General features: G+C 57.1%; 19 protein-coding genes. 6 read left to right on the top strand and 13 right to left on the bottom strand.

The genetic code is table 11. From position 1 onward, the window contains the following. Positions 1-2: 2 nt before the first annotated feature. Entirely contained in the window at positions 3-962 is a 960-nt protein-coding gene (gene motB / locus AC13D2_RS11790) for a flagellar motor protein MotB (protein WP_300499009.1), read from the bottom strand. Positions 963-991: 29 nt separating this feature from the next. Further along, the gene (gene motA / locus AC13D2_RS11785; RefSeq protein WP_292047384.1) at positions 992-1,843 is read right to left on the bottom strand and encodes a flagellar motor stator protein MotA; all 852 of its coding nucleotides are present in this window, start codon (positions 1,841-1,843) and stop codon (positions 992-994) included. Between the two features lie 180 nt (positions 1,844-2,023). Here motA and asd point away from each other — a divergent pair, with 180 nt between their 5' ends. Further along, positions 2,024-2,902 carry an archaetidylserine decarboxylase gene (asd, locus tag AC13D2_RS11780; protein ID WP_300499013.1) on the top strand — a complete coding sequence of 293 codons (879 nt, stop codon included), beginning with the start codon at positions 2,024-2,026 and terminating at the stop codon, positions 2,900-2,902. On the opposite strand, the gene epmA is transcribed toward asd, so the two are convergent. Then, positions 2,874-3,848, bottom strand: a complete 975-nt coding sequence (gene epmA / locus AC13D2_RS11775; protein WP_300499007.1) for an EF-P lysine aminoacylase EpmA — start codon at positions 3,846-3,848, stop codon at positions 2,874-2,876. The two genes, asd and epmA, sit on opposite strands and share 29 nt — an antisense overlap. Before the next feature lie 11 nt (positions 3,849-3,859). Then, positions 3,860-4,435: an elongation factor P gene (efp, locus tag AC13D2_RS11770; RefSeq protein ID WP_288354259.1), complete on the bottom strand. Its 576-nt coding sequence runs from the start codon at positions 4,433-4,435 to the stop codon at positions 3,860-3,862. A 45-nt stretch (positions 4,436-4,480) separates the two neighbouring features. On the opposite strand from efp, the gene epmB reads away from it, so the two are divergent. From epmB to AC13D2_RS11755, 3 genes are all read left to right on the top strand, one after another. Beyond that, entirely contained in the window at positions 4,481-5,521 is a 1,041-nt protein-coding gene (gene epmB / locus AC13D2_RS11765) for an EF-P beta-lysylation protein EpmB (protein ID WP_300499004.1), read from the top strand. 228 nt (positions 5,522-5,749) lie between these two features. Beyond that, positions 5,750-7,552 (top strand): GTPase, encoded by a 1,803-nt coding sequence (locus tag AC13D2_RS11760; RefSeq protein WP_292047381.1) that lies wholly within the window; start codon positions 5,750-5,752, stop codon positions 7,550-7,552. Between the two features lie 159 nt (positions 7,553-7,711). Next, positions 7,712-9,799, top strand: a complete 2,088-nt coding sequence (locus AC13D2_RS11755; RefSeq protein WP_292047379.1) for an EAL domain-containing response regulator — start codon at positions 7,712-7,714, stop codon at positions 9,797-9,799. Positions 9,800-9,838: 39 nt separating this feature from the next. Here the strand turns inward: AC13D2_RS11755 and serB are convergent, their stop codons facing one another. Together serB and parC are read right to left on the bottom strand one after the other, a co-directional pair. Then, a complete protein-coding gene (gene serB / locus AC13D2_RS11750; protein ID WP_292047378.1) occupies positions 9,839-11,062 on the bottom strand; it encodes a phosphoserine phosphatase SerB in 1,224 nt (407 codons plus the stop codon). Then, positions 11,055-13,379 carry a DNA topoisomerase IV subunit A gene (gene parC / locus AC13D2_RS11745; protein WP_292047377.1) on the bottom strand — a complete coding sequence of 775 codons (2,325 nt, stop codon included), beginning with the start codon at positions 13,377-13,379 and terminating at the stop codon, positions 11,055-11,057. Before parC ends, serB begins: the two co-directional genes overlap by 8 nt. Positions 13,380-13,591: 212 nt before the next feature. Here parC and AC13D2_RS11740 point away from each other — a divergent pair, with 212 nt between their 5' ends. After that, a complete protein-coding gene (locus AC13D2_RS11740; protein WP_292047375.1) occupies positions 13,592-13,831 on the top strand; it encodes a hypothetical protein in 240 nt (79 codons plus the stop codon). 92 nt (positions 13,832-13,923) lie between these two features. On the opposite strand, the gene AC13D2_RS11735 is transcribed toward AC13D2_RS11740, so the two are convergent. Together AC13D2_RS11735 and AC13D2_RS11730 are read right to left on the bottom strand one after the other, a co-directional pair. Next, positions 13,924-14,505, bottom strand: a complete 582-nt coding sequence (locus AC13D2_RS11735) for a YceI family protein (RefSeq protein ID WP_292047374.1) — start codon at positions 14,503-14,505, stop codon at positions 13,924-13,926. Positions 14,506-14,558: 53 nt separating this feature from the next. Then, entirely contained in the window at positions 14,559-15,119 is a 561-nt protein-coding gene (locus tag AC13D2_RS11730; protein ID WP_292047372.1) for a cytochrome b, read from the bottom strand. A 556-nt stretch (positions 15,120-15,675) separates the two neighbouring features. Here AC13D2_RS11730 and AC13D2_RS11725 point away from each other — a divergent pair. Next, on the top strand, positions 15,676-16,971 hold the full coding sequence (locus AC13D2_RS11725; protein ID WP_292047370.1) for an EAL domain-containing protein: 1,296 nt from the start codon (positions 15,676-15,678) through the stop codon (positions 16,969-16,971). Here AC13D2_RS11725 and AC13D2_RS11720 read toward each other — a convergent pair. The 5 genes from AC13D2_RS11720 to AC13D2_RS11700 all read right to left on the bottom strand — a co-directional run bounded on the left by AC13D2_RS11720 (position 16,958) and on the right by AC13D2_RS11700 (position 26,197). After that, the gene (locus AC13D2_RS11720; RefSeq protein WP_292047369.1) at positions 16,958-18,733 is read right to left on the bottom strand and encodes an SLC13 family permease; all 1,776 of its coding nucleotides are present in this window, start codon (positions 18,731-18,733) and stop codon (positions 16,958-16,960) included. The genes AC13D2_RS11725 and AC13D2_RS11720 overlap by 14 nt on opposite strands. Positions 18,734-18,834: 101 nt before the next feature. Beyond that, positions 18,835-20,730, bottom strand: a complete 1,896-nt coding sequence (parE, locus tag AC13D2_RS11715; protein WP_482938641.1) for a DNA topoisomerase IV subunit B — start codon at positions 20,728-20,730, stop codon at positions 18,835-18,837. 114 nt (positions 20,731-20,844) lie between these two features. After that, positions 20,845-21,336: a protease complex subunit PrcB family protein gene (locus tag AC13D2_RS11710; protein WP_482938640.1), complete on the bottom strand. Its 492-nt coding sequence runs from the start codon at positions 21,334-21,336 to the stop codon at positions 20,845-20,847. Beyond that, the gene (locus tag AC13D2_RS11705) at positions 21,333-23,972 is read right to left on the bottom strand and encodes a S8 family serine peptidase (protein WP_482938639.1); all 2,640 of its coding nucleotides are present in this window, start codon (positions 23,970-23,972) and stop codon (positions 21,333-21,335) included. Before AC13D2_RS11705 ends, AC13D2_RS11710 begins: the two co-directional genes overlap by 4 nt. Before the next feature lie 173 nt (positions 23,973-24,145). Further along, positions 24,146-26,197 (bottom strand): TRAP transporter large permease subunit, encoded by a 2,052-nt coding sequence (locus AC13D2_RS11700; protein WP_482938638.1) that lies wholly within the window; start codon positions 26,195-26,197, stop codon positions 24,146-24,148. Position 26,198 lies beyond the last annotated feature (1 nt).

Here is a 26,198-nt window from a genome sequence, read left to right as displayed (position 1 = left end):
GCTTACCAGTTCAACTCCCCGGGCTTGGGCTCCTCTTTTTCTTCAGTCCAGCTTCCTTCCTCCAACCGCTGCATCGCTTCCTGCTGCTGCTCTTCGGTGGGGACCGTCAGGTCGATCAATGGCACGTTCAACTGGCCAGCATTGTTTTGTATGCCTTGTGCCGTTTTCTTGTTCATCACAATGATCGAAATACGGCGATTCACCGGAGCCTGCGGGTCATTCTGGTCAAACAACACTGAATCGCTCAATCCGACCACACGACCAATCTGCTGCTGCCCCACACCACCGGCAACCAGCGCCCTGCGGGCCGTATTGGCTCTATCCGCCGACAACTCCCAGTTGGTATAACCGGGACGACCGCTAAACGGAGTGGAATCGGTATGGCCGGTAATGCTCAGTTTGTTGCTGACGGTACTGAGCGTCTTGGCAAGTTCAAACAGGATATCCTGAGAATAGTACTTTAGCTCGGCCCGACCGCTGTCGAACATTGGGCGCTGGGAACGGTCGACAATCTGGATACGTAGCCCTTCGCTGGTAATATCAATCAGCAACTGGTCCTTGAACTCCTGAAGCGTTTCGTTCTGCTCGATGCGCTCCTTCAGATCCTGAAACAGCTCTTCCATCTGCTGCTGCTCCAGAGTCTGCGCCAGCTCCTCGACCACCTGGTCTTCGATCTGGATATCGCTACGCTCAATATCTTCACTGCTTTCGTTAATGACAGAAGCGCTACCCTCAAGGTCCACAGGATTCGGCGACCCACCCTCGGTAAATCCCACGGGGTCCCGAAAATAACCCTCAACGGCGCGGATCTGTTCCGGAGAGGCCGTAGCGGTCAGCCAGAGCACGAGAAAAAACGCCATCATGGCGGTGGCAAAATCGGCGAAGGCCACTTTCCATGACCCACCATGGTGCCCGGCCGCAACCTTCTTTTTTCTCTTTACGATGATCGGCTGTTCTTCCAAGAAACTGCTCCCGACGGTTCTGGTTCAGACTATTTCGAACGCACGTGATCGTTCAGTTCCTGAAATTCCGGACGCTTGTCGGAGGGCAGGGCCTTGCGACCGAATTCGATAGCCATCTGCGGCGCCTGGCCCGACACGGTGGCAACGATCGCGGATTTGGCGCACTCGTAGGCCTTGATCTCGTATTTGGCGGTGTGCTCCATGGCAATGGAGGTGGGACCAACGAAGCCATACCCCATCCATATACCGAGGAACGTTCCCACCAAAGCCGTCGCCACGCTGAGACCAATTCTTTCAGGCCCCTCACTCAGGAAATTCATCGTGACAACAATACCGAGCACCGCCGCAACAATCCCCAGGCCCGGAAGTGCGTCCGCAATTTTGTTCACGGCATGGGCTGGCTCTTCAAGTTCATGCTGACGGCTCTCGATCTCGTTTTCCATCATGCCTTCGAGTTCATGGGTAGCCATGTTTCCAGAACTGATGATCCTCAGGTAGTCGGTGATAAAGGCCAACAGGTATTTCGACTTCATGATGGCCGGATACCGGCTGAAGATCTGGCTTGATTCCGGGTTGTCGATGTCTTCCTCGATGGCCATCACACCCTGCTTTCTGGATTTGTCGAAAATCTCGTACATCAGGCTGAGCAGATCCATGTAAAAGGACTTGTTGTAGGGAGACCCCGTCAACTGGCTGAGAACGCCTTTGCCCACCTCCTTGATGGTATGCAGCGGGTTGGCAATCACAAAAGACCCTACCGCAGCGCCGCCAATAATGAGGATTTCCGTGGGCTGCCACAACACCATGAGATTACCGCCGTGGAGGACATAACCCCCAAGGACGCTGGCAATGACAATGACTGCACCGATTATGAGTAGCATGGACTGAGAAAATACCTTCTGTGGTTTCTGTCAGACTAGGCGCCTGGAGAGGAGCTGCCTGGCCGGTCTGCACAGATAATAGCAAGCAGCGGTCCGAACCGCGAAGATATGAAACAATTTCTATACATGCCCCGCGATTTGGTAAACTTCGCGCCTTTGAGCGCCAAGGACCACTTTCCAATGTTCGACAAGCTGTTTGTAATGAGCCAGTACGTTCTGCCGCAACTATCGGTTTCGCGCCTTGCTGGCCGACTGGCGGACAATAAAAGCCTACCGGGGCTCAAGAATCGCGTGGTGAAGTGGTTCATCGGCCGCTATGGCGTCGATATGAACGAAGCACTGGAACCGGACCCAGCGGCCTATCCGAGCTTCAACGCCTTTTTTACTCGTGCCCTGAAGCCCGGCCTTCGGCCCGTGGATGAGCGCAAAACCGCTCTGGTCAGCCCGGTTGACGGCTCTATCAGCCAACTCGGCCAAGTCAGTAATGACCGAATTTTTCAAGCCAAGGGCCAGTCCTTTAGCCTGAACGAGCTGCTCGGTGGCGATGCGGATCGGGCAGCAAACTTTACCGATGGCGAATTTGCCACCATCTACCTATCCCCCAAGGACTACCACCGCATTCATATGCCGCTCGCGGGCACGCTCCGGGAAATGGTGTACGTTCCCGGCAAGTTGTTTTCCGTCAACCCGACCACCGCGGAGAACGTGCCCAACCTGTTCGCCCGGAATGAACGGGTTGCCTGCGTTTTCGACACTCCGGCGGGCCCTATGGCCCTGGTGCTGGTCGGCGCAATGATCGTCGGCAGTGTCGAGACCACCTGGGCCGGCATCGTGGCACCGGGCGGCGGTGAGGTTTCCGAGAGTCGCTATGACAGCCTCAAAACACCCATCCAGTTTGAAAAAGGCGAGGAAATGGGACGGTTCCGCCTGGGCTCAACCGTGATCATGGTTATGCCCAAGGGCGCCGTGAGATGGAACGCCAATCAGGTAGCAGGCGGTACGGTGCGCATGGGTGAAGCTTTCGGCGACATCAGCACCGATCGGCCGGAAACGCAATAACGCCGGCCAGCTCGTCCAGTCCCAACTTCAGCATCAACAGGCGATCCAGGCCCAACGCCACCCCGGAACAATCGGGCACACCCGAATCCAGCGCAGCCAGGAACGCTTGGTCGATGGGCATCTCAGGCTTACCCGCTCTGCGACGAGCCTGGTTGTCCGCTTCAAACCGACACCTCTGCTCGTCGGGATCGGTCAGTTCCCAGTAGCCGTTGCACAACTCCACACCGTCCACGTACAGCTCGAAACGGTGAGCCTGACGCAGCCCTGACTGCTCGGACACACGGGCCAGTGCCGCCTGTGACTCAGGGTAACCCGTCACGAACACCGGTCCAATGCCCGCCAGCGCAGGCTCGACCTGACAGCTCATCAGCAGATCCAGATAATCGTCACGAGTGAGCCCATCCAGTTGGGACGGCTCCATCCATTGTTCACAACGTTCTGATAACGCCCCATTACCGGCCAGAAACGGATCAATGCCCGCGAACCGGAGAAACGCCTCACGATAAGTCATGGTGCACGGCGGTTTACAACCCAGCCAGCCACAGACCAGCTCGGACACCTCTTCCATCAGATCGACATCCGTAAAACCGGGCCGATACCATTCAAGCAGGGAAAACTCAGGGTTGTGCCGTCTACCGAACTCGCCATCGCGAAACACCCGGGCGATCTGATAAATCGGGCCAGAGCCAGCCGCCAGCATCCGTTTCATGTGATATTCGGGGGACGTCTGCAGCCACCCATCCGCCGGGTGCACTCCAATCGAGACAGGATTCGCGGAGATGCTGTCGATATTGATATCAGTAACACCGTGCTGGCCAAGCACGGGCGTCTCGACTTCCATCACATCACGTTGTGCAAAAAAGCCGCGCACCCAGGCAAGCTGTTGCGCGCGGCTTTTAAGGGCCGCCGGTGAAGCCGAGGGCCGCCACTGCAGAGAGTCAGTCACTGCGGTACCGATCAGCTGTTTTTGACCCGATTGACGTACTCACCGGAGCGAGTGTCCACTTTGAGCACTTCACCAATGGTAATAAACAGCGGCACGTTGACAACAGCGCCAGTCGAGAGGGTCGCCGGTTTGGAGCCGCCCTGGGCGGTATCGCCTTTCATACCGGGATCTGTGTCTACCACTTCCAATTCGACGAAGTTGGGCGGGGAGACTGTCAGGGGCGCGCCGTTATAGAGAGTCACCGTGTATACATCCTGCTCCTTCAGCCACTTCAGAGCATCACCGACCGCCTTGGCATCCGCCGGGAATTGCTCGAAGGACCCGTCGGTTTTCATGAAGTGCCAGAATTCGCCATCGGTATACAGGTACTCCATTTCCAGATCGATCACGTCGGCAGCTTCCAGGCTCTCTCCGGACTTGAAGGTGCGCTCCCACTGGCGATTGGTCATCAGGTTGCGCAGTTTTACCCGGTTGAACGCCTGCCCCTTTCCGGGCTTTACGAATTCGTTCTCGAGAATGATGCAGGGGTCGCCATCCAGCAAAACCTTAAGACCGCCACGGAATTCGTTGGTAGAATATGAAGCCATGAAATTATCACCTGAAACGATGCTTTTGGAAATTCGAAGGTGGCTATGATACAGCGAACCGCCACCCGTATAGAAGCCCGCCCCGTCGATCACACGGATCACAGCTGGCAGCGACTGCTCTCGGAGTCCGTCACTACGCCGGATGCCCTCCTGCGCCGGCTTGACCTTGCCCCGGCAGCTTGGCTCCATGGCGCTGAGGAAGGCCACCGATTGTTCCCCATACGCGTGCCCGAACCCTATCTTAATCGAATCACGAGGGGCGATCCCGACGATCCCCTGTTACGTCAGGTACTGCCTTTAACGTCCGAAGCAGACACCTATCCTGGGTTCGTCTCCGACCCACTCCAGGAAAGCGGCTCCATGCCAGCGACCGGTCTGATTCGCAAGTACGATAGCCGAGCCCTGTTAATGGTGACGGGGCAATGCGCCATTAACTGTCGCTACTGCTTCCGCCGACACTTCCCCTACGAGGACCACCGACTGTCGCCGGAGGACAGGGCACAGGCCCTCAAGGCCCTCTCCGACGATACTCGCATAAACGAAGTGATTTTCAGCGGGGGCGACCCGCTGGTGGCGAACGACCGGCTGCTGTCGGCCTGGGCCGAGGCATTGGCAGCCATCCCACACATCCGCAGGTTGAGAGTCCATACCCGATTGCCCGTTGTCATCCCTCAAAGAGTGACTGACCCTCTGATCAAGTGGCTCTCTGGCTCACGCCTGCAGGCTGTCGTCGTCATCCATGTCAATCACCCGGCCGAACTGGATGCTGACACGCAACAGGCGCTCGGGCGCCTGAAAGCCGCAGGCGTCACGTTGCTGAACCAGAGCGTGATATTAAAAGGAGTGAATGACGACGCCAGCGTGCTGGCGGAACTCAGCGAGCGATTGTTCGAGTGTGGAGTGCTGCCTTACTATCTCCACGCTTTCGACCCAGTGGCCGGCGCCCATCACTTCGAAGTCAGTGACAACAAAGCCAGGGAACTGGTCCGGCAACTGATTACCTCGCTGCCAGGTTTTCTGGTACCACGGCTCGTCAGGGAGATTCCAGGCCGGCCCGGAAAAACGCCACTGGATCTATTTGCGTGACGTATTTGGCAAAGTTGGCCCAAATTTACTTGTTAAACATTGTCAACTCGTGCTTTTCTCGCTTTCTGTTGTGCGTTTGCTATTTTACAGTGCAATAAACGATAACAGTAAAAAGCTGTATTGGCGGCGTTTTCCGATTAAAACACGCAGGCGTTAGTATAAGGTACGCCTGCAGTTCGTGATGCAACCCGGAGTACCTACCGTGGTCCAGACAATTGGCGTGAAAGCATGGAAGGCATGATATTGAAGCCCGATCTCCGTGTTCCTGAACAGAAGACGGCAAGCCTCTCATTTTGCCAGACTTCCCCAAAAGCCTTCAGGGACTGGGTAAACCAATTGCCAATGGCGAACATTGGCGAGGCTTCGCGACAGCTCTATCATGCCATTATTGAACTCAACCACCTGTTCATTGCGCCACAACAGCGATTACAACTGTTGGAACTGATTCGCCCAAAGATACACTTCGTCTGTTCCGAACTGTCCCGGCATTACCTCGGCCTGGCCGTTGCACTACCGGAAAAACAGCGCAAGGTTGCCAACCTGTCCCAAGCTCTTCAGCTTCATGCCGCCAGTGGCTATAAACTGTGCGTGCATGAATTCCTGGACAACGGCGGCCTGGACAAGAACCGAAAAGCGGTCGCGACGGCCATTCATCGCGCCACCTCGGAACTGGCTGCCACCATCGTGCGAGCCCACCAACTCTACTGCCCCAGCCCCGCACAAAGCTGGCTGGAGTGTCATCGCCTGTTCCGATTCGCCCATCGCAACAAGATTCACGGACTGTCCGTCGACGACGACACCCTGACCGAGCGCCGTGGCAGCACTGTGGAGGAAAGCTACAAACGCATATTGCTGCTAGGTTGCGCCCGCCCCAACCAGCTGCGGCAAGCAGAACTGGCACAGGTTTACGAGTTGTTCGGGAACTGGACCCACCTGGTTTCCTGCGGGCCGGAAACAGACAACGACAGCCTGTTTGTAGTGAACATGGAGCGGGACACCTCACCGGTCTACCGCAGCCTTCTGGAACAAAAGCCTGGTAACGACTGCTACAATTTCGACACCAGAGAATTGTCTGAGCAGATCACCAACGCACTGCACGCTCGCAACAAACGCGATGGCGGGGAGAGCGAGCTTGAACTTCCCTCCCGCATTGGCAACACCTTGCTGACCCATCTGAGCCAGGCTCTGGGCATCCTTGCCAAGCGCAATTTCAACCGCATTGTCAGCCAGGGTACACTTGAGATCTGTATAGGCCTGACAGCAACTCATTATTACGTAGCCGGCGCTAAATCATTCAACGAGTTCGTCAGCGGCAACGACAGCCTGGGTGGCGACGACAACCTGTTCCTGCGTTCTTCCCGCCAAAAACAGGATGCCTGGGCGGGAGCCCACGATGCCGGGCCGAATGATGAGCCGTTGCAAGCGGCAGACACGCCCATCAACTTCCGCAACAGTATTGGCGCAACGCCGGACAGCGAAAGCGACCGAAGAAAACCCAAGTCTCACCACGCGCTGCTGGTGAACACCAGCCCCGGTGGTTACTGTGTCGCCTGGGAGAGCAACGTGCCCTCTTCTCTGCAGGCGGGCGAGATTCTCGGCGTTCGAGAGCAGTCAAACCACCCCTGGAGCGTGGCGGTGGTGCGATGGATAAGGCAGGTTCGCAATCGGTACACGCAGGTTGGCATTGAGCTTTTGGCCCCCAGAGCCGCACCCTGCGGCATCAGACTGATCCAGAAGATCGGCAACAGCAGCGAGTATCTCCGAGGCCTCTTGCTGCCGGAAATAAGCGTGATCAACCAGGCAGCAACCCTCATCACACCGCGACTCCCGTTCCAGTCCGGCAGCCGGATTTTGTTGCTTCATGACGGCCGCGAAGATCAGGGCACCCTATCCCGAAAGGTTTCAGCAACCGGCAGCGTCAGTCAGTTTGAGCTCAAGCTTCAGAACGCCGATTTAGCGTCGGCGAGCAACAACCTGCCGGAGGCAGGCACAAGCGAAGACGAGTTCGACTCACTTTGGCCCTCGCTATAGTGCTCCGTTAATGTGAACGGACGCTGATCAACCCGCCCGAAGGGTTGTTATTAACCGGTAACCCCTGCATCATTCAGCGTTAGTGAAAGCCGGCCCCGCGCTCTGAGTTGAACAAAAGGTGTCGGCACAGCCAACGCGTATCACGAGACATCTGACGAAATGCAGAAAAAGAACGCAACCGTACACCTGCTCATCCTCGACCCTTCTCAGAACGACGCAGAGACCCTGGTCAGCCTTCTCCGAAACTCGGGCAAAGCCACGCGGGCCCATCGCATCACGTCCGAAGAAGATCTCGAAGAAACCTTGAAAACGGGTAATTGGGACCTGTTGCTGGCTCGCGAAGACGTAGAACAGGAATTCAGTGCTGATGGCGCCCTGGCAATGATTCGGCGCCTGGACAAGGACATTCCCTTCATTCTCCTCACCAACGAATTCAATCGTGAACGCTCAGTCGCCGTTATGAAATCGGGTGGACAGGACACGGTTCCGTTCGAGAACACGGATCAGCTGGTGCTGGTGGTGAATCGGGAACTGGCCGCCCTGGAGGAACGACGTCGACGCAGGGTTCTCGAATCCCACCTGCGGGAAGCCGAACAACGCTGTCAGCTCCTGCTGGAAAGTTCCAAGGATGCCATTGCTTACATTAACGATGGCATGCACATCTACGCCAACCAATCGTACATGGAGTTCCTGGGGTACGACGACATCGACGACCTGATCTGCATCCCGGTGCTCGATACCCTGACGCCGGAAAGCCAGGAAAAGTACAAGGAATTCATGAAATCGTTCGCTGACAATGGCGAAGATGGCATGACCATGAACTGTGTGGCCCGACGTAGTGACGATCAGGAACTCAGCGTCACCATGTCGGTCTCCGCCGCGACGTATGACGGCGAAACCTGCACCCAGATTGTGATCCAGCCAGAGCACAGTGACGCCGAGCTGGAAGAGAAGATTCGTCAGATCAGCAGCCAGGACCTGCTAACCGGCCTGTTCAACCGTCAATATCTGATGGATGCCCTTGGTCAGGTGATCGCTACGGCTGGCAAGGACAACAAGACCGGGGCACTGGCCTATATCGCTCTGGACAACTTCATGGGGCTGAAAGGCCAAGTGGGCATTGCCGGTGCCGACCTGATGCTCGGCGACCTGGCCACCCTGCTGAAGGAACAGGCGCCGGATGATATGGTCCTCGCCCGCCTCAGCGACGACGCCTTCTGCCTGCTGTGCCAGCCGTGTGAAGAGAAAGTCATGGCGGAGCAGTGTGAGGCCATTTGCAAGAAGGTCGAAGACCATCTGTTCGACATCAACGGTCGCACGGTACAACTGACCCTCAGCATCGGCGTTGCCGCGATTACCGAAAACGCACCCAAGGCACCGGACCTGATGGGGCGGGCCCACACCGCTTCATCGGAACTACGGAAAAAGCCGGGCCATGAGCAGGGCAACGGCGTTCTGGTATACAACCCGGCGGATTACGAGGCCATGGATGAAAGCAACTCGGTCGATGCCATCCAGAAAGCCCTGGATGACAACCGCTTCAAGCTGCTCTTCCAGCCCATCATCAATCTACGCGGCGAGGGTGAAGAGCACTACGAGGCTTTCGTCAGGATGCTGAATAAGGACAACGAGGAAGTCTCACCGTACGACTTCCTGCCGCCTGTCGGCCCCTCTGAAATGGCCATCAAGATTGACCGCTGGGTGATCCTGCAAACCATCAAACAGCTTTCCAGCCATCGCTCACGAGGCCACGACAGCCGCCTGTTCCTGAATGTGACGGCGGAGACTCTGGAGGACAAAACCTTCACTCCCTGGCTGAGCGTGGCCCTGAAGGCGGCCCGCCTCCCGGGTGACTCACTGATCTTCCAGATTCGCGAGGGCGATGCCAACAACTATATGAAGCAGGCCAAGGAGTTTGCCAGGACGGTTCACGAACTGCACTGCAAGGTTTCGATCTGCCAGTTCGGATGTGCCCTGAATCCGTTCAACACCCTGAAGCATATCGACGTGGATTATGTGAAGATCGACGGTTCGTTTACCGAAGAACTGCAGAAGAAAGACGACGCCAAGGAAGAGGTCAAGGAAATGATCAAGAGCCTGCAAAGTGCCGGCAAGCTGACGATCGTGCCTCTGGTAGAGAACGCTGGCGTGCTGGCAACTCTATGGCAGGCCGGGGTGAACTACATCCAGGGTTATTACCTGCAGGCGCCGGTTCCGGAAATGAACTACGACTTCGGCGACCACTGAAGAATCGCACGGCATAACCCTCCATGCCGTGCGCCTCACCTACCGCCCTCCAGCCTGAAGGCTATCGCTCTCCCTGAACCCGATCAGATAGAGAATCGCATCCAGCCCCAGGGTGGAAATGGAATGGCGAGCAGATTCCTTGACCAGAGGCTTGGCCCGGAAAGCCACGCCCAGCCCCGCCTGGCTAAGCATGGGAAGGTCGTTGGCACCATCACCCACCGCAATGACCTGCTCCCGGGAAATGTGTTCGCGTTCCGCGATTTCCTGAAGCAATTCCGCCTTGCGCTTGCCATCAACAATTTGCCCCGACACCCGGCCCGTTACCTTGCCGTTCTCAATTTCCAGCTCGTTGGCGTACACGTAGTCAATTCCCAGCTTTTCCTGCAGATGACGGGCAAAGTAGGTAAAGCCACCCGACAGTATCGCCGTACGGTAGCCCAGGGATTTCAGGCTGAGTATCAGATGTTCCGCACCTTCCGTCATATTCAGGCGGGCGGCGATGCCCTCAAGCACCGATTCATCCAGCCCCTTTAGCAGCGCCAGGCGCTCTGCAAAGCTCTGCCCGAAATCCAGCTCTCCCTGCATGGCTCGCTCGGTAATCTCCGCCACCTGCGCCCCCACGCCCGCTTCCAATGCCAACTCGTCGATCACTTCGGCGTCGATCAGGGTGGAATCCATATCGAACACTACCAGACGTCGATTCCGACGGAAGATGGAGTCCTCCTGGAAGGCAATATCCACGTTCATCTCTCCGGCGATATGCAGGAAGTCGGAACGCAGTTGTTCCAGGTCGGATGGTGTGCCACGGACGGAAAATTCCACGCAGGCAATGCGGTTCTCGGAGGAATTCAGCGACGGGCGGGCAGAAAGCCGGCTGATGTTATCGATGTTCAGGCCATGGCGGGCGGTAATGGCGGATACCCGCGCTATCTGTTCGGCCTTGATATCCCGCGACAGCAGCGTAACGATGTAGCAGGCACGGTTACGCCCCTCCGCCCACTGCTGATACTCCTCTATCGTAATCGGCGCAAAACGCACCTGCAGATCCAGCGCATGCAGCCGGAACAGAAGGTCGCGAATCACCGGCGAGGATTTGGACTCATCGGGAATCTCAATCAGGATACCCCAGGTCAGGTGGTCGTGGATCACCGCCTGGCCGATGTCGAGAATACGCACGTCGTACTGCCCCATGATGCCGGTTATCTCCGACGTCAGGCCTGGCTTGTCGCGCCCTGAAACGTTAATCAGAACCAGCTCACTCACTGTCGGGCTGCTCCTCTGCATTGGCAACGTTGTCGGCATCGGAGACGTCTGCCGCATTGCTGGCTGACTGGATCACATCTATGGCGTCCACTCTCTGAAGCCCGCGAGGCAGCTTGTGGCCACGGCGGCCACGTTCACCCAGATAGTGCTCGAGATCACTGAACTGAAGTCCCATCTTGCGCTTACCAGCGCGGATCTCCAGTTGGTCGTCCTCAGCGAAAACGGCGACAGCAACCACATACTCTTCCCGGTTCTGAACCCGCGCCGAGGGAATGCTGATAATCTTGTTGCCCTTGCCTTTGGCCAGCTCTGGCAGCTCGCTCAGCGGGAACACCAGCATCCGGCCTTCATTGGAGATGGCGCCCAGATAAAGCGGTTTGTCAGAATCAGGCACCTCCACCGGAGACATGATTTTCGCCCCTTTCGGTACCGACACCACAGCCTTGCCGTTGCGGTTTTTGCTGATCATGTCGTTGAGGGAGGTCACGAACCCGTAGCCACCATCGGTGACCAACAATACTTTCCGCGCAGGGTCGCCCATCAACAGCCCGGAGAAGGTCGCCCCCGACGGCGGATTGATGCGGCCACTCAGTGGCTCGCCCTGGCCCCGGGCAGACGGAAACGTATGGGCAACCAGAGAATAGGCGCGACCTGTGGAATCCAGAAATATCGCCTGCTGGTTGTTGCGCCCCTTCGCGGCCATGGCAAACGCATCGCCCGCTTTATAGCTAAGACCTTCGGGCTCAATATCATGGCCCTTGGCCGCCCTGACCCAGCCTTTCTCCGACAGCACAACCGTTACCGGGTCGTTGGAAACCAGTTCGGTTTCGCTAAAGGCCCTGGCTTCCCGGCGCTCGACGATGGGTGAACGACGGTCATCCCCATAGGTTTCCGCATCCGCCAGCAATTCGTCCTTGATCAGCTCCCGCAGGCGGTCCTCGGAGCCAAGAATCGCCTGCAGCTCATCCCGCTCAGCCGACAGCTCGTCCTGCTCGCCACGGATCTTCATTTCCTCAAGCTTGGCCAGGTGGCGCAACTTCAACTCTAGAATGGCTTCAGCCTGCTCCCCGGACAGCCCGAAGCGGGACATCAACTCAGCCTTGGGTTTATCTTCGTAGCGAATTATCGCGATGACTTCATCGATATTCAGATAGGCCACCAGCAGGCCTTCGAGGATATGCAGGCGCGCGAGCACCTTGTCCAGACGGTGCTGCAGGCGCCGGGTGACGGTAGTACGACGGAAGCTGAGCCATTCCGTCAGCATTTCGCGTAGACCTTTGACGCCCGGGCGGCCGTCATTGCCAATGACGTTAATATTCACCCGGTAGGTTTTCTCCAGATCGGTGCTGGCAAACAGGTGGGCCATCAGCCCTTCCTGATCCACACGATTGGAGCGCGGAACAATCACCAGCCGGGTCGGGTTCTCATGGTCGGATTCGTCGCGCAGGTCCGCAACCATGGGCAGTTTCTTGGTCTGCATCTGCTGGGCGATCTGCTCCAGCACCCGGTTTCCCGAGACCTGATGAGGCAGGTCGGTTACCACGATTTCCCCGCTCTCGTTGATCCAGCGGGCGCGCATCCTCAGCGAACCCCGGCCGGTCTCGTACATCTGGCGGATATCCTTGCGAGGCGTAATAATCTCTGCGTAGGTGGGAAAATCCGGCCCCAGAACGTGCTCACACAGATCATCGGTGGTGGCTTCCGGCTGGTCGAGTAGCCTTACACAGGCTGCCGCCACCTCCCGGACATTGTGGGGCGGGATGTCTGTTGCCATACCCACGGCAATACCGGTGGTGCCGTTCAAAAGCACATGAGGCAACCTTGCAGGCAACACGGAAGGCTCGTCCATGGTGCCATCAAAGTTCGGGACCCAGTCCACGGTGCCCTGCCCCAACTCACTGAGAAGCACATCTGCAAATTTGGCTAGGCGTGACTCCGTATAGCGCATGGCGGCAAAGGACTTGGGGTCGTCAGGCGCGCCCCAGTTGCCCTGGCCATCCACCAGAGGGTAGCGATAGGAGAACGGCTGGGCCATCAACACCATGGCTTCGTAACAGGCACTGTCGCCGTGGGGGTGGAATTTACCCAGAACATCACCCACGGTACGGGCGGACTTCTTGTACTTTGACGTGGATTTCAGGCCAAGCTCGGACATGGCGTAGATAATTCGCCGCTGCACCGGCTTCAGTCCGTCTCCGACATTGGGCAACGCCCTGTCCAGGATGACGTACATGGAATAGTCGAGGTAGGCCTTTTCGGTGTAGTCCCGCAGTGAGACCCGCTCAAAGCCTTCATCCGTGGTCTGAAACTCTGGCATGGATGCCCCTTTATTATTGCCTGATATGAATTCCGCTGATTATCCCGGCCAGCGGCCGGGACTGCACATTATATGGAGGCGAGGGCAGATACACCAACACCCCGTCGAATTTCCAATAGCGGAATTCCCGCATGGAGAGAGTGTAACCCTCACCGTATGCTCGCCATCAGTAAAACGATGATCCGTTTCACGACACCCACGAGTGGAGAACTATGAGACCCAACCTGAAAGCCTGCGGGCAGGCCCTGATTACGGCCATGGTGAACGCTGTTCTTGCTCTTACCCTGATGCTATTGGTGGAGTTTGCCATAACCGGCACTTTCCAATTGGCGGGTCCTTATCTGTGGGCGGGAGTACTCATCGGACTGGTTATATTCTTCGCCCAGTTCTGGCGTCAGCGCCACCTTTGCCGGAACGGACAATCAATCCAGGAATCCCCGGATACGCTTTGAAGGTATTTCTGCCCACCACGACGCCGGGCAGCTTCAGATGGAAAGATACGCGCCACCTCTGGTCAAACGCCAAAGGTGGCTATACGTAATCGTTACTGGCGAATGCCTTCGACAGAAATAATCATCTCAACGGTTTCAGATACCTTGCCCAGATCCATCGGGATGCCGAAGTCCGTCAACTTGAATTCGGTTTCAGCTTCAAACCCCATGCGATAGCCACCCCACGGATCGTCACCGTGCCCGAGCATTTCCACGTCCAGGGTGATTTCTTTCGTCACACCACGCAGGGTCAGGTCACCGACGATATCGGCCTCGCCGTCATCATCTACAACCACTCTTTTGCTCTTGAAGGTAGCTTCCGGGAACTCGCTAACATACAGGAAGTCTTCGGAGCGAAGATGCTTGTCACGCTCCGCATGATTGGAGTCAACGCTGGATGTGTCCACGACAACCTCAACCGAGCTGTTGGCCGGGCTTTCAGCGTCGTACACAAACTCACCATCGAATTCGTTGAACCGACCATAGAGCCAGCTGTACCCCAGGTGGGAAATCTTGAAGGTAATAAACTGGTGGGCCCCCTTGGTATCAAAAGCATAGGTTCCACTATGCTCGGACGCCTGGGCTCCGCCAGACACCGTGAGTGCAACCGCAGATGCAAGCAGCAGTTTTTTCATGTTCATCTCCTTGTTGAAACAGCCCGTAGGCACGATTTAATCGATAGTCTGAATTACGATTGGCGGCGACCTGCACCCAACATGCGCCGAAGGGTGTCGTCCCGGTCAATCAGGTGATGCTTGACCGCAGCCAGACCGTGTACCCCGGCAAGCACGACAAGTGCCCATGTAGACCAGTAATGAACAAGCCCGGCGGTATCCTCCATCCCCTTAATCTGGCCGGTCACCGAAGGTACATCAAACCAGTTGAATACACTGATTGAGGACCCATCCGCCGTCGAAATGAGATACCCACTGGCCGTGGCAACAAAAATCAGCGCATAGAGAAGCATATGTGCGCCATGAGCGGCCAGCACTTCCAGTCGGCTATGACTTGGAAGTGCGCGCGGCAGCGGGGTGAAAAATCGCCACCCCAGACGAAACAACATGACCATCAGCAGCAGAATACCAATGCTTCGATGAATGTCCGGGCCGGTGCGATACCAGTCATCGTAGTAGGACAAATCAACCATCCAGTAGCCCAACCCGAAAAGACTAAAAACGGCACCAGCGACGAGCCAGTGGACGGCTATGGATACCACTCCAAATTTACTGCTCGAATTGCGTACCTGCATGACGTTTGACGTCCCACTCCCTAAAACCTGCCAAGTTTAATTACACCAGTTTAGAAGCGCCCAAAGCAAAACCAATCAAAATGTTTTGGATATAAAGATCAGAATATCTGACCAAGAAGCCCATACGCATGATCCCTTATACCTTTGGTCTGATACGGGTTTTACGGATTGTGGAAAGCAATGGACACGATAGACTTTTCACATACTTTATCTACCCGGTTCGGGTTACTCAGTGAACGAGAGGAACAGACATGGAACTTGAATTCGACGAATCCGTCGCCGTACCCAGCAACAACTGATTTCCTGCGGCTCCCTTCGGAGCTGCCGGACATCGCTCCTGCCACGCCTCCTGAGCATCGTCACCCGACGCCACTTGTTTTTACATGAAATAGTGGTAATAACCTGCTGTTTTTGGCAATCTTCTGTCTAACTAAACTATCCTGCTCGTTCTGACTGACTTTATTTACTGACAATCAGTGGAGTACGACGAGGATCAACAGATCGGGCTGCTACAGGGCTTTCCGATGTTTTCGTTTATCCGGACCAGAAAAGGCCTATGTCGCGAACCCTCCCAGAGCAGATGACCGCACCGGAAGTTGATGTGCTGTCGCCGATGTTAACCAGGGAAGGCGAATCATGGACGGCCGACTACCAGGGCCTGACTTTACGAACGGCGCTGCAGCCAATTTTCAGTATTTCCCACAAACGCGTTGTCGGCTACGAAGCGCTGATTCGTGCCTTTGATACCGATAATGCCGCGGTATTGCCCCTCCACCTGTTCGAGCTACCGAGCTCTGATGCCGAGAACCTGTTGCTTGATCGCCTGTGCCGATACCTGCATATCAGCAACTATTCCGGTTTTCAGGACCAATTGAACTGGCTGTTCCTGAACGTATCTCCCCGCGTGGTGTCGGCCGGCAACCGTGCAGACAGCTTTTTCGGGGAACTGTTGAAGAAAACGGGCCTTCCCCCCCATCGCATCGTCATGGAGATCGTGGAGCAGCCAACGGACGACGCAGAACGGCTGCGTGAAACCGTTGCCTACTACCAACAGTTGGGCTGCCTGACTGCTATCGATGACTTTGGTGCTGGCCATTCAAACTTTGAGCGCATCTGGAACCTGTCACCGGATATTGTGAAGCTGGACCGTAAGCTTCTGACCCGGGCCACCGACGACCACAAGGCCAGACAGATACTCAACGGCATTGTCTCTTTGCTGCATCAGTCCGGCTGCCTGGTGCTCCTTGAAGGCGTGGAAACTCACGACCAGGCAATGATCGCTATCGATGCAGGTGTTGATTTTGTCCAGGGGTTCTACTTCAGTAGGCCAAGCACCTCCCTGGCGGACATTCCGCACAAAGTGACGGATCTGGATGGGTTACTGCAGGATTACAAGAGCAAAAACCGGGTAACGAGAGACCCAACCCGGCAGCTGGTCTCCTACTTTGAGGATTTCTTTCGCGGTGCCGCGGACACACTCACACAAGGCACTCCCGTGAATGAGGCATGCAGTGACCTGTTGAATCACCCAGCGGTGTCGCGGTGTTACCTGGTCGATGCCAACGGCGTGCAAATCGATGACACCATGGTGTCGGACGCCATGGCCCGCAGTCTGGACCCTCGGTTCCGGCCCCTGGAAAGCACCACCAGTGCCGACTGGTATCGTCAGCAGTATCTGCGCCAGGCCATCGCCCAGCCCGGCCAGGTTCATATAACCTCGCCCTACCTCTGTATTACGGGTGCCTATATGTGCGTCACCCTGTCCCTCGGTTACTACCACAAGGGCGAGCTGAGGGTCCTTTGCTGCGACATTCTCGCCAACCCCACCGAAACCACTCTCAAGAGAGGCTGATCCCGTAGACCAGGGAAATCACACCAACAGTCACCAGCCCGATAAACAGATTCATCGGTAAGCCGACCTTCACGAAGTCCATAAACCGATACCCTCCAGGGCCAAACACCATCATATTGGTCTGGTAGCCCAGTGGCGTGGCAAAACTGGCGGAAGCCGCCATCATCACTGCGATAACATAGGGCTCTGACGCGATACCCAGAGCCGTTGTCATCGACAGCACAATAGGCAGCACCAACACGGCGGCCGCGTTGTTGGTTATGACCTCGGTCAGCACCGACACCGCGAAGTACACCAGCAGGATGGTCAGCAACGGGTGGCCGCTGCTGACGTTCAGAATCCCTTCCGCGACATAGCCGGCAGCACCGGTTTCCTGAAGCGCAGCCCCTAAGGCAAATGACGCCGCAATCGTGAGCATCACGGGCACGTCCACGGCTTTCTGCGCCTGACCTACGGAACAGCAACCGCTAAGGACCATCAGAGCCGCTCCCATCAGCGCCGCGTTCAGCATGCTCAGCACCCCAAACGCGGCAGCCCCCACGAGCACCAGCAGGATTCCCCAGGACAGGTAAGCACGGTCATGGCGGGGTGTTTCTGTTTCCAGATCGTTGATTAGCAGGAAGTCCTTGGCGTATCGCTGACGGCTGACAAAGGCGGGACGTGCCTCCAGCAACAAGACGTCGCCGGTTTTCAGGCGAATGTTGCCCAGATTGCCGGATACCCTCTCGCCACCCCGTGCGACCGCCAACACGACGGCCCCGTAGCGATCCCGGAAACGGGCATCCCGAATCGTCAGGCCCAGCACTTCCGACTGCGGGGACAACGCGGCCTCAACCAGCCGGCGCTCTGCCCGGTCTTTACTCAGGCTGGGTTCATCATCGTGTACCGAAGGGACAATACCGTTGATCCGCAGCAGATCGGAAATCGCCTGGGTGTCGCCGGCGAAGACCAACCGGTCGCCTCCTCGCAGCCGCTCTTCCGAGGGCACCGCTGTCACCACGCTGCCATCCCGCTCAATCTCGACGAGGTACAGCCTCTCCAACTCACGCAGCCCGGCCTCTCCCACACTCTTGCCCACCAACGGCCCATCGAAGGCAACCGCCACCTCCAGTGTGAACTCCCGCATGGAACCGAATTTCTGCTGGTCCTTACGGTCCGGCAACGCCCTTGGCAGGACCAGAAGCATGACGGCGAGGCCAATAACAGCAACCGGCAACCCGACAGCAGTGATGGAAAAGATCGAGAAACCGCCCTCCCCGGTCAATTGCTGATATTGGCCGTTGACCACCAGGTTGGTGCTGGTGCCAATCAGCGTCAAAGTACCACCCAGAATGGCGGAGTAACTCAGGGGAATCATCAGCTTTGAGGGCGATATGCCGATCTTGCGGGACCAGGCATGGACCGCCGGAATCATGGTGGCCACCACCGGAGTATTGTTGAGGAAGCCGCTCAACAACGCGACAGGGAACGCGATACGGGCCTGCGCCGAGCGCACCGTGCGAGGCGATCTGAGGAGATGGTGAACAACCAGGTCTACCCCACCGGAATGATGGATGCCCGCCGCCACCACGAACATGGCAACCACCGTAATCAGTCCGCTGTTACTGAATCCGGCAAGGGCCTGATCGGCGCTGATAATACCGCTGGCACTGAGAACGATGAGTACGCCCAGCATGACAAGATGCGGGCCGAAACGCCCGACACTCATCAGTAACAACGCCACACCCGTAAGGCTTAATGCAAACCAGCCCTGCCAATCCATCTGGTGGTCCCTTGGATAAAAGGGGCAGGATAACGAGTTTGCAGAAGACTTAGAAAGAATAAAGGATGCTGCTTAAAGCACCAGAAAGAATATAGAGCAATTCAGACTTCAATATCCGCCATATTCCCGTAGGTCTCCAGCCAGGTACGGCGGTCAGACGCCCGCTTTTTGCCCAGCAGCATGTCCATACGACTGTCGGTGTCGTCGCCGTCTTCGATGGTCAGCATCACCAGCCGACGGGTATCCGGCGCCATCGTGGTCTCGCGCAGCTGGAGCGGATTCATCTCGCCCAGGCCTTTGAACCGGGTGACGGAAATCTTGCCACGGCGGTTTTCCGCGGCCAGCCGGTCGATAATGCCCTGCTTTTCGTGTTCATCCAGAGCGTAGAAGGTTTCCTTGCCCAGATCGACACGATACAGAGGGGGCATGGCAACAAATACATGGCCGGCAGCCACCACCGGCCGGAAATGCTTGACGAACAGCGCGCATAACAGGGTGGCGATGTGCAGGCCATCGGAGTCGGCGTCAGCCAGGATACAAATCTTGTTGTAACGCAGACCATCCAGTTTATCGGAGCCCGGGTCCACCCCAATAGCAACCGCAATATCGTGGACCTCCTGGGAGGCAAGGATCTCACTGGAGTCCACTTCCCAAGTGTTGAGGATTTTGCCCCGCAGGGGCATTACTGCCTGGAATTCACGGTCACGGGCCTGCTTTGCAGAGCCACCCGCGGAGTCACCTTCCACCAGGAAGAGTTCGGATCGGTTACTGTCACTGCCTGAGCAATCTGCCAGCTTGCCGGGCAGCGCCGGGCCAGAGGTAACCTTCTTCCGGGCCACTTTCTTGCTTGCCCGCAGGCGACGCTGCGCATTGCTGATGAACAGTTCGGCAAGTGCTTCAGCAATATCAGTATGCTGGTTTAGCCACAGACTGAAGGCATCCTTGACGACACCAGAAATAAACGCAGCCGCTTCACGGGAGGACAACCGTTCCTTGGTCTGGCCGGAAAACTGGGGTTCCTGCATCTTGAAAGACAACACATAGGCACAACGTTCCCAGATGTCTTCCGGTGACAGTTTGACGCCCCGCGGCAGCAGGTTGCGGAACTCACAGAATTCTCTCATCGCCTCAAGCAGGCCGGTGCGAAGGCCGTTCACATGAGTGCCGCCCTGTGCGGTTGGAATCAGGTTTACATAGCTCTCCATGACCGCTTCGCCACCTTCCGGCAGCCATTGGAACGCCCAATCCACCGCTTCCTTGTTGCCAGAGAAGCTGCCCGTAAACGGCTCCAGCGGAACGGCCTCGATGTCGGCAAGCTCGGTGCGCAGGTAATCCCGTAAACCGCCCTCGTAGCACCATTCATCTTTATCGCCGGTGTGCTCCTGCAGGAAAGTCACGTTCAGACCGGGACAGAGAACCGCCTTGGCGCGGAGGTTATGACGTAAACGGCTGATGGAAAATTTGGGACTGTCGAAATAACTTGGGTCCGGTGTGAACTTCAGTCGGGTACCGGTGTTGCGCTTGCCAACGGTGTCAACAACGCTGAGTTCCGTCTCCTTGTGGCCGTTGGCGAAGGTCATCCGGTGCAGTTGCCCGTCACGCTTGATGGAGACTTCAAGGTGAGTCGACAGGGCGTTGACCACCGAGACCCCCACCCCGTGCAAACCACCGGAAAAGTTGTAGTTGCCCTGGGAGAATTTACCGCCGGCGTGGAGGCGGGTAAGAATCAGCTCAACACCCGGAACACCATGGTCCTTGTGCATGTCGACCGGCATCCCACGACCGTCATCCTCCACACTCAGGGAACCGTCGCTGTGCAGGATGATATCAATTCGGCGAGCGTGCCCCGCCAGGGCTTCGTCAACACTGTTATCAATAACTTCCTGGGCCAGATGGTTGGGCCGACTGGTGTCGGTGTACATGCCCGGGCGTTTGCGGACAGGGTCCAGACCACTCAGAACTTCAATGGCATCGGCGTTGTACTGTTTCTGGATCATGGGAAGGAAGCGACTCCACGGGTTTGTTGTAAAACTGGCCCATAGCTTAGGGATTCGCGGGGAAAGATCAACGGTTGTTTTGTGCCGGTGTGGACCAGCACGCCCCTGACACGGTTACCGCTGGCGCGAGAAACCCTCGAGGCCCTTGCCAGACACCCGCAACTGTTCCCAATCGTCGGGGCTGATGGCAATAACGGCGCAAGGCGTGGTCAATGCCTGGGTCACCATGGCGCCTGCGGCTGGCCGTCGCACCTCGACCATCAACTCCAGAACGTCGTCGACGATCTCGGACGACTGCAGTGTCAGGCCGTAGCCGCCGGTGGTCTTCTGTCCCAGGCTCACCAGCAACAAATGCTCCCGCTCGAAGGCAATGGCCCTGAGCTGTTTCAGGGCCAGCTTGCCGGAAGGCAACTTAGAAAGTTGGCTCAGTTCCTCGGCATTGGACACGTAGACCAGCCCTGGCGCCGCCAACCCACAATGGTCAGACTCTGTGACCTGACGCGCTAACGGTGCGCCTTCGGCGGTTGCCGAGCGGTTAATCGCACAGCCTGTGATCAGGCTGAATACGAGTACACAGAGTGATAGCAGCGTAAAACGATAGGTCAACGGGTACTCTCCACGTTGCGGATCGGCTCACCACCAGCTTCTGACTTCGGGCCTGATTTCAGGCGATACCCTTCAAAGCCCACTCTGGGCAGACCCAGGGAGGTAATGGTCGGCCGACGAAAACTGGTACTCAACCTTACCCCGCCCACCGGTTCTTCGCCAATAACGATTTTTTCAGGTAACCCATTGACCGGATATTCGGCACAGGCCTCACCGTTTTCACAAATCAGCCCGTTGTTGTCCATGTCGCTGCCGGCAACCAGGAAGTATTCACCAGCCTCAACCTGGTCAAACGCAAATTCGTACCGGCCCTGGGAGGCAGAGACGACGGCCTGCTCGAGGGTGTCACGCTCTTCGTCGGTACTGACTAGCAATACATAGTGCCGCCCAGCATTCCGTTCGTCCGGCGAGCTGCCCAGACGGAGGGTTACAGGAATCGTGAGCGTTGCGGCGGAAGCGCCGTCAGCTTGATAGGTAATCACCAGGTCTGCCGTATAGCGACCATCTCCTTCGAGTTTCGAAGGGTACGCAGTCGCTGTCAGTGACAGCGGTAACTCGTTACTGGGTTCACTCACGTCAAGCCATGGTGCACCTGAGTCTACGTCGGTGATGGTGACGCTCTCCCCTTCTGGGTAGGTCGAAAATACCAGTTGTTCGCTGAGCACCGCCGCATTGAACTGTATGGCTGTGGGTGATGAGCTAAGGGTGATCGGGAAGTTGCCGTCCAGCGCCGCGTCCATCGATGCCAGCGCATTGATCTGCCCCGCCCCGTATTCAAACGCAGGACCCACATCGTCGGTAAGATCACCGTTTACCAGGAAACTCTGGAACCCGGCAGGAGTAAGTGTCGGCACTTCAGCTTTCATGAGAGCGTACACACCCGCCACATGGGGTGCGGCCATCGACGTTCCCTGCAGGCCGGCGTATCCGGGCTCAAAGGTGCCTGTATCGTCACGCCCCCAGGTACTGACAATAACATCGGCCGCACCATCCTGATTGGCATCCCGGCTTGCATCGCCACCCGGCGCAACAACGTCGACAGACTGTCCTACGTTGGAATAAGAGGCGCGCACGCTCCCGCCGTCGACAGCCCCAACTCCGATGACGTTGGGATAGGCAGCTGGGTAAGTTGGCTCGTCCGTACCCTGGTTGCCGGCAGCAGCGACGATCAATTTACCCTTTCCGCCGTTCCAGGCGGCATCAATCGCCTGTTTCAGTGCGGTGCTCGGGCCGAGCCCGCCGAGACTGAGGTTAATCACGTCTATTTCATTACGGCCAGCGGCCCAGTTCAAAGCTTCGATCAGGTCTGCGGATGACCCCACACCGTCACGCCCAAGCACCCGTACCGGGTAGATAGTGGCCCCCGGCGAAACGCCGACGACACCCAGGGTGTTGTCGGCTGCGGCGGCAATTCCTGCCACATGAGTCCCATGAAAATTACTGCTGCGAGCCTTACCGTCGCCTGGGTCAGCCGGGTTTGTATCGCGTTGGCCACTGTCCTCCCGATCAATATCCAGGTCACCTGAAACGTAATCCATAATCTGTCCTGGAACCAGCTGCACATTGGCGGCCAAGTCCGGATGCCAATCTCCAGCTGCCGTCGGTGGCGACCTGAATACGCCGGTATCCATCACCGCGATACCAATACCGGCACCCGCATTCGGAGCAGCCTGCCAGGCCAGCGGCATTTGAATCAGCGGCAGACTCCATTGGCGACTGTAGAGTGGATCATTGTCCGGAGACACTTGCTGGGAGGAATAGAGATAGTTCGGCTCCGCCGATGTCACACCAGGCTGTTGCTGCAACTCCCTGACCCAGCTCAGGGTTTCCTGACGCGCTCTTTCTCGCTGTCCGGACGACATGGTTGCTAGGTTTCGTAGCCGATCACGGCGTAACAGCCAGGCACCTCGCCCCAGTTCCCTGCGCTGTGACGTCGCCATGGCGGCGACCACTGGCGAGTTCCCTGTGGTTGGTGCGAGGGTGACTACGGCTTCATCAATCATGAATGGTGGTGTTGAGTAGCTGGTGTTCATCACGCTGGCTGACGCATCACTTGCTAACGACAGCACGTATCGAAAAGGAATACCATTGGTGGTACTGACTTCCACTAGATAAGAGCCAGGCTCGAAAGTGGCGTCGAGCACCTCAACCAGTGGTTTCAGATCGCCGGCAGCTGACTGAGACGCCACTTCCACAACGCTTCCCGCCTGCTGTCTCAGTATCCGAAGAGAGCGCGCCGGCGCCGCAGCACCAGAGAAAAGAAGCTCCTCTGGAGAACCGAATACCTGAAAAGCGATGCGGTCACCGGGCGACAGAACCACGGCGTAGACATCAACGGCATCTTCGAAGTATTGGAAAACGTTTGTATAGGTACCTGAAGCGGAGCTCAGGTAGCCACCCACGGTTGCACCTGGCGGCAGCGTCTGGGCAGACATTGCCGTGTCATTGGATGAAGCAAGATCAACGCGACGATCGTCTGCGGTATCGGAATCCACCCGAGTACCACTCTCGATTTCAACCACCCCACTCAGATCGGGTTGTGCTTCACTGCTGTCGCCAGATCCTCCACCGCCACAGCCTGAAAACAGCAATACAAACGAAATCAAACCAGCGCTAACAGGGACAATCCGAATCATAATGGGCTCACTAGAACGACAGCTTTGAAGCGCGAGTACCACGCCATTTGCTTTCAGTATGGTGTTCAATATACGGCTATGGAACCACTTACGTTCCAAACTAACGAGCGGATGCAAAAAAACCGCCTTTGGACAAAGCCATAGGCGGTTTCACGGTGGTCGAAAATTTTCCGTTACAAAGCGTAAAACAGCAGTGGCACGAAAGCCGCCGTCAGCAATGTCGGCCCCATCACCACCAGCGGCAACAACAGCCTCTCGTAGCGATGCCAGAACGAACCCGTGCGCTCTGCCGCCAGCACTTCGGTTTCACCCACCACCTGCCGTGTCAGCAGGTGGTTCAGTGCCACCGGCGGGCTCAGGTACCCTAACTCAAACGCCACCAGGCACACGATCCAGAAGTGCAGCGGGTCGATGCCCAACTGGATGGCCGGCTGAGCAATCGTGGCTGACACCAGGATCACCGCGCCGAATGGGTCCATCACCATGCCGATAACGGTGAGCATCACGACGATCACCAACATGGCGATCCAGGGACTGGTCAGATTCTCGGGGAACAAAGCGTGCACCACATCGGAACGTTCCAGAATGCCGCCCAGGCAGATGGAAAAGCCGATCAGCGCCAGCAGTGCGCCGATGTGTACCGCAGAGTCACTGGCGGCCGCCGTTGTGCGCTTACAAAAAGCACGAAGCCGGGATTGGCCCTGTTCGCTGGGGTCTTTGCCGGAGTCAAGATAGACCAGCGCCAGCATCACCAGCGGCAGGATCATCGGAGCGCTGTACTCGTTGAATCCCAAACCGAGAATGATCCAGATCGCCAGGATAACCAACGCGGTAACCGCAGCATAAGGCGCCAGGGGCCGAAGCTGTGCCAGCGATTTGCGGAAGGCCCCCGGAGCCGGACGAGGCTTCCAGTTGCCCTGGGTTTTGCAGACAACCACGGAGAACAGGGTGGCCGACATAATAAACACCCAGAAACCCCAGCCGTACATTTCGGAGGTGGTCACTTCCTTGTTCAGCGCCGCCACAACCACGATCAGCAAACAGGGATTAAGAACCACCCCCAAACTGCCGGACATGGCCGTGGTAGCCAGCGATAGCTGTCGCCCTGCCCCACTCTTGCGCATTTCATCGTAGACGACACCACCCACGGCCAGGATGAAAATCCCCGAGGCGCCAGTGAAGGCGGTTGGGAAGGCCGTCGCGAATATCATCACCGAGGCCAGCATGGGGGCAGGCAGATGGTATGGTTTGATGACGTTCAGCAGCAGGTCCGGAATGCGAGTCTGCTTCAACGCCATGCCCACAAGCACATAGAGCCCGATGTTGATAAACATCGAGGACAGGTTCGTCATCATACCGAAATAGATGGCCAGGCCAGACGAGTATCCATCCACGAAGAAGAAATAACTCATCGCGATCAGGCCCATTGCGCAATACAGCGGCAGTACCAGGCCGGAGGACGCCGCCAGGGACCCCGGCCTCATTCGAGCCGGCACCGACACAAACCGCGTCAGGTTGATCACCATGAACAAACCGAAGACGGCCGCCCAGGCGTATTGCAGCAATGCGGTCCCTTCCGAACCCGGCGAAGAGGCTAACCTGCCCACGTAGGAAAACAGGGAATACACCATCAGGCCGTTAACCACTAACTGCATGCCCTGGCTTAACCGCCATTCTGATCGATTGCGCGGCAATCGCAGGGCTATGTGATCGGCATCAAAGGCCGAAATCGCCGCAGCCATGGCAAACATGGCGATAAACAGGAACTTGGTGAGCTCGATGTTATCCAGCAGGAAATCCGCAAAGCCCTGCTCAACCGCCTTGTAAACAGCCAGCGCCTCGGTGGCGTGCTTCTGGTTTTCTTCGTAGAGGCGATGCTTCTGCTGGCAAAGTGCCAGATTCTTTTCCAGGGATTTGCGGATGGCATCTGGATCCGGCGGCGAGCTGAACAGATCGTCCGGATCTGGCTCGTAGGCCTCGACGCGTTTTCTGACCTCGGCGTCCACATCCATGGACAGCGTGCAGGTCGGTTCCGTGGCATCCGGGTCCAGCAGATAGTAGTTCGGCCAGGTCTGCTCCCCCACCCACAGCATGCGCGAGTGGAGTGAGTTGCCCATACCCAGAAGAAGCGTAAAGATAAGGAGCAGCAGGAGAATAACCCCGTGCAACCGATGCACGGGGTACAGCGTTTTCGGGCCTGCCGCTGATAATGCTCGCCAGTTCATG

Source organism: Marinobacter sp. B-12 (genome assembly GCF_056857915.1).
This window is presented reverse-complemented; position numbering and strand designations above follow the sequence as displayed.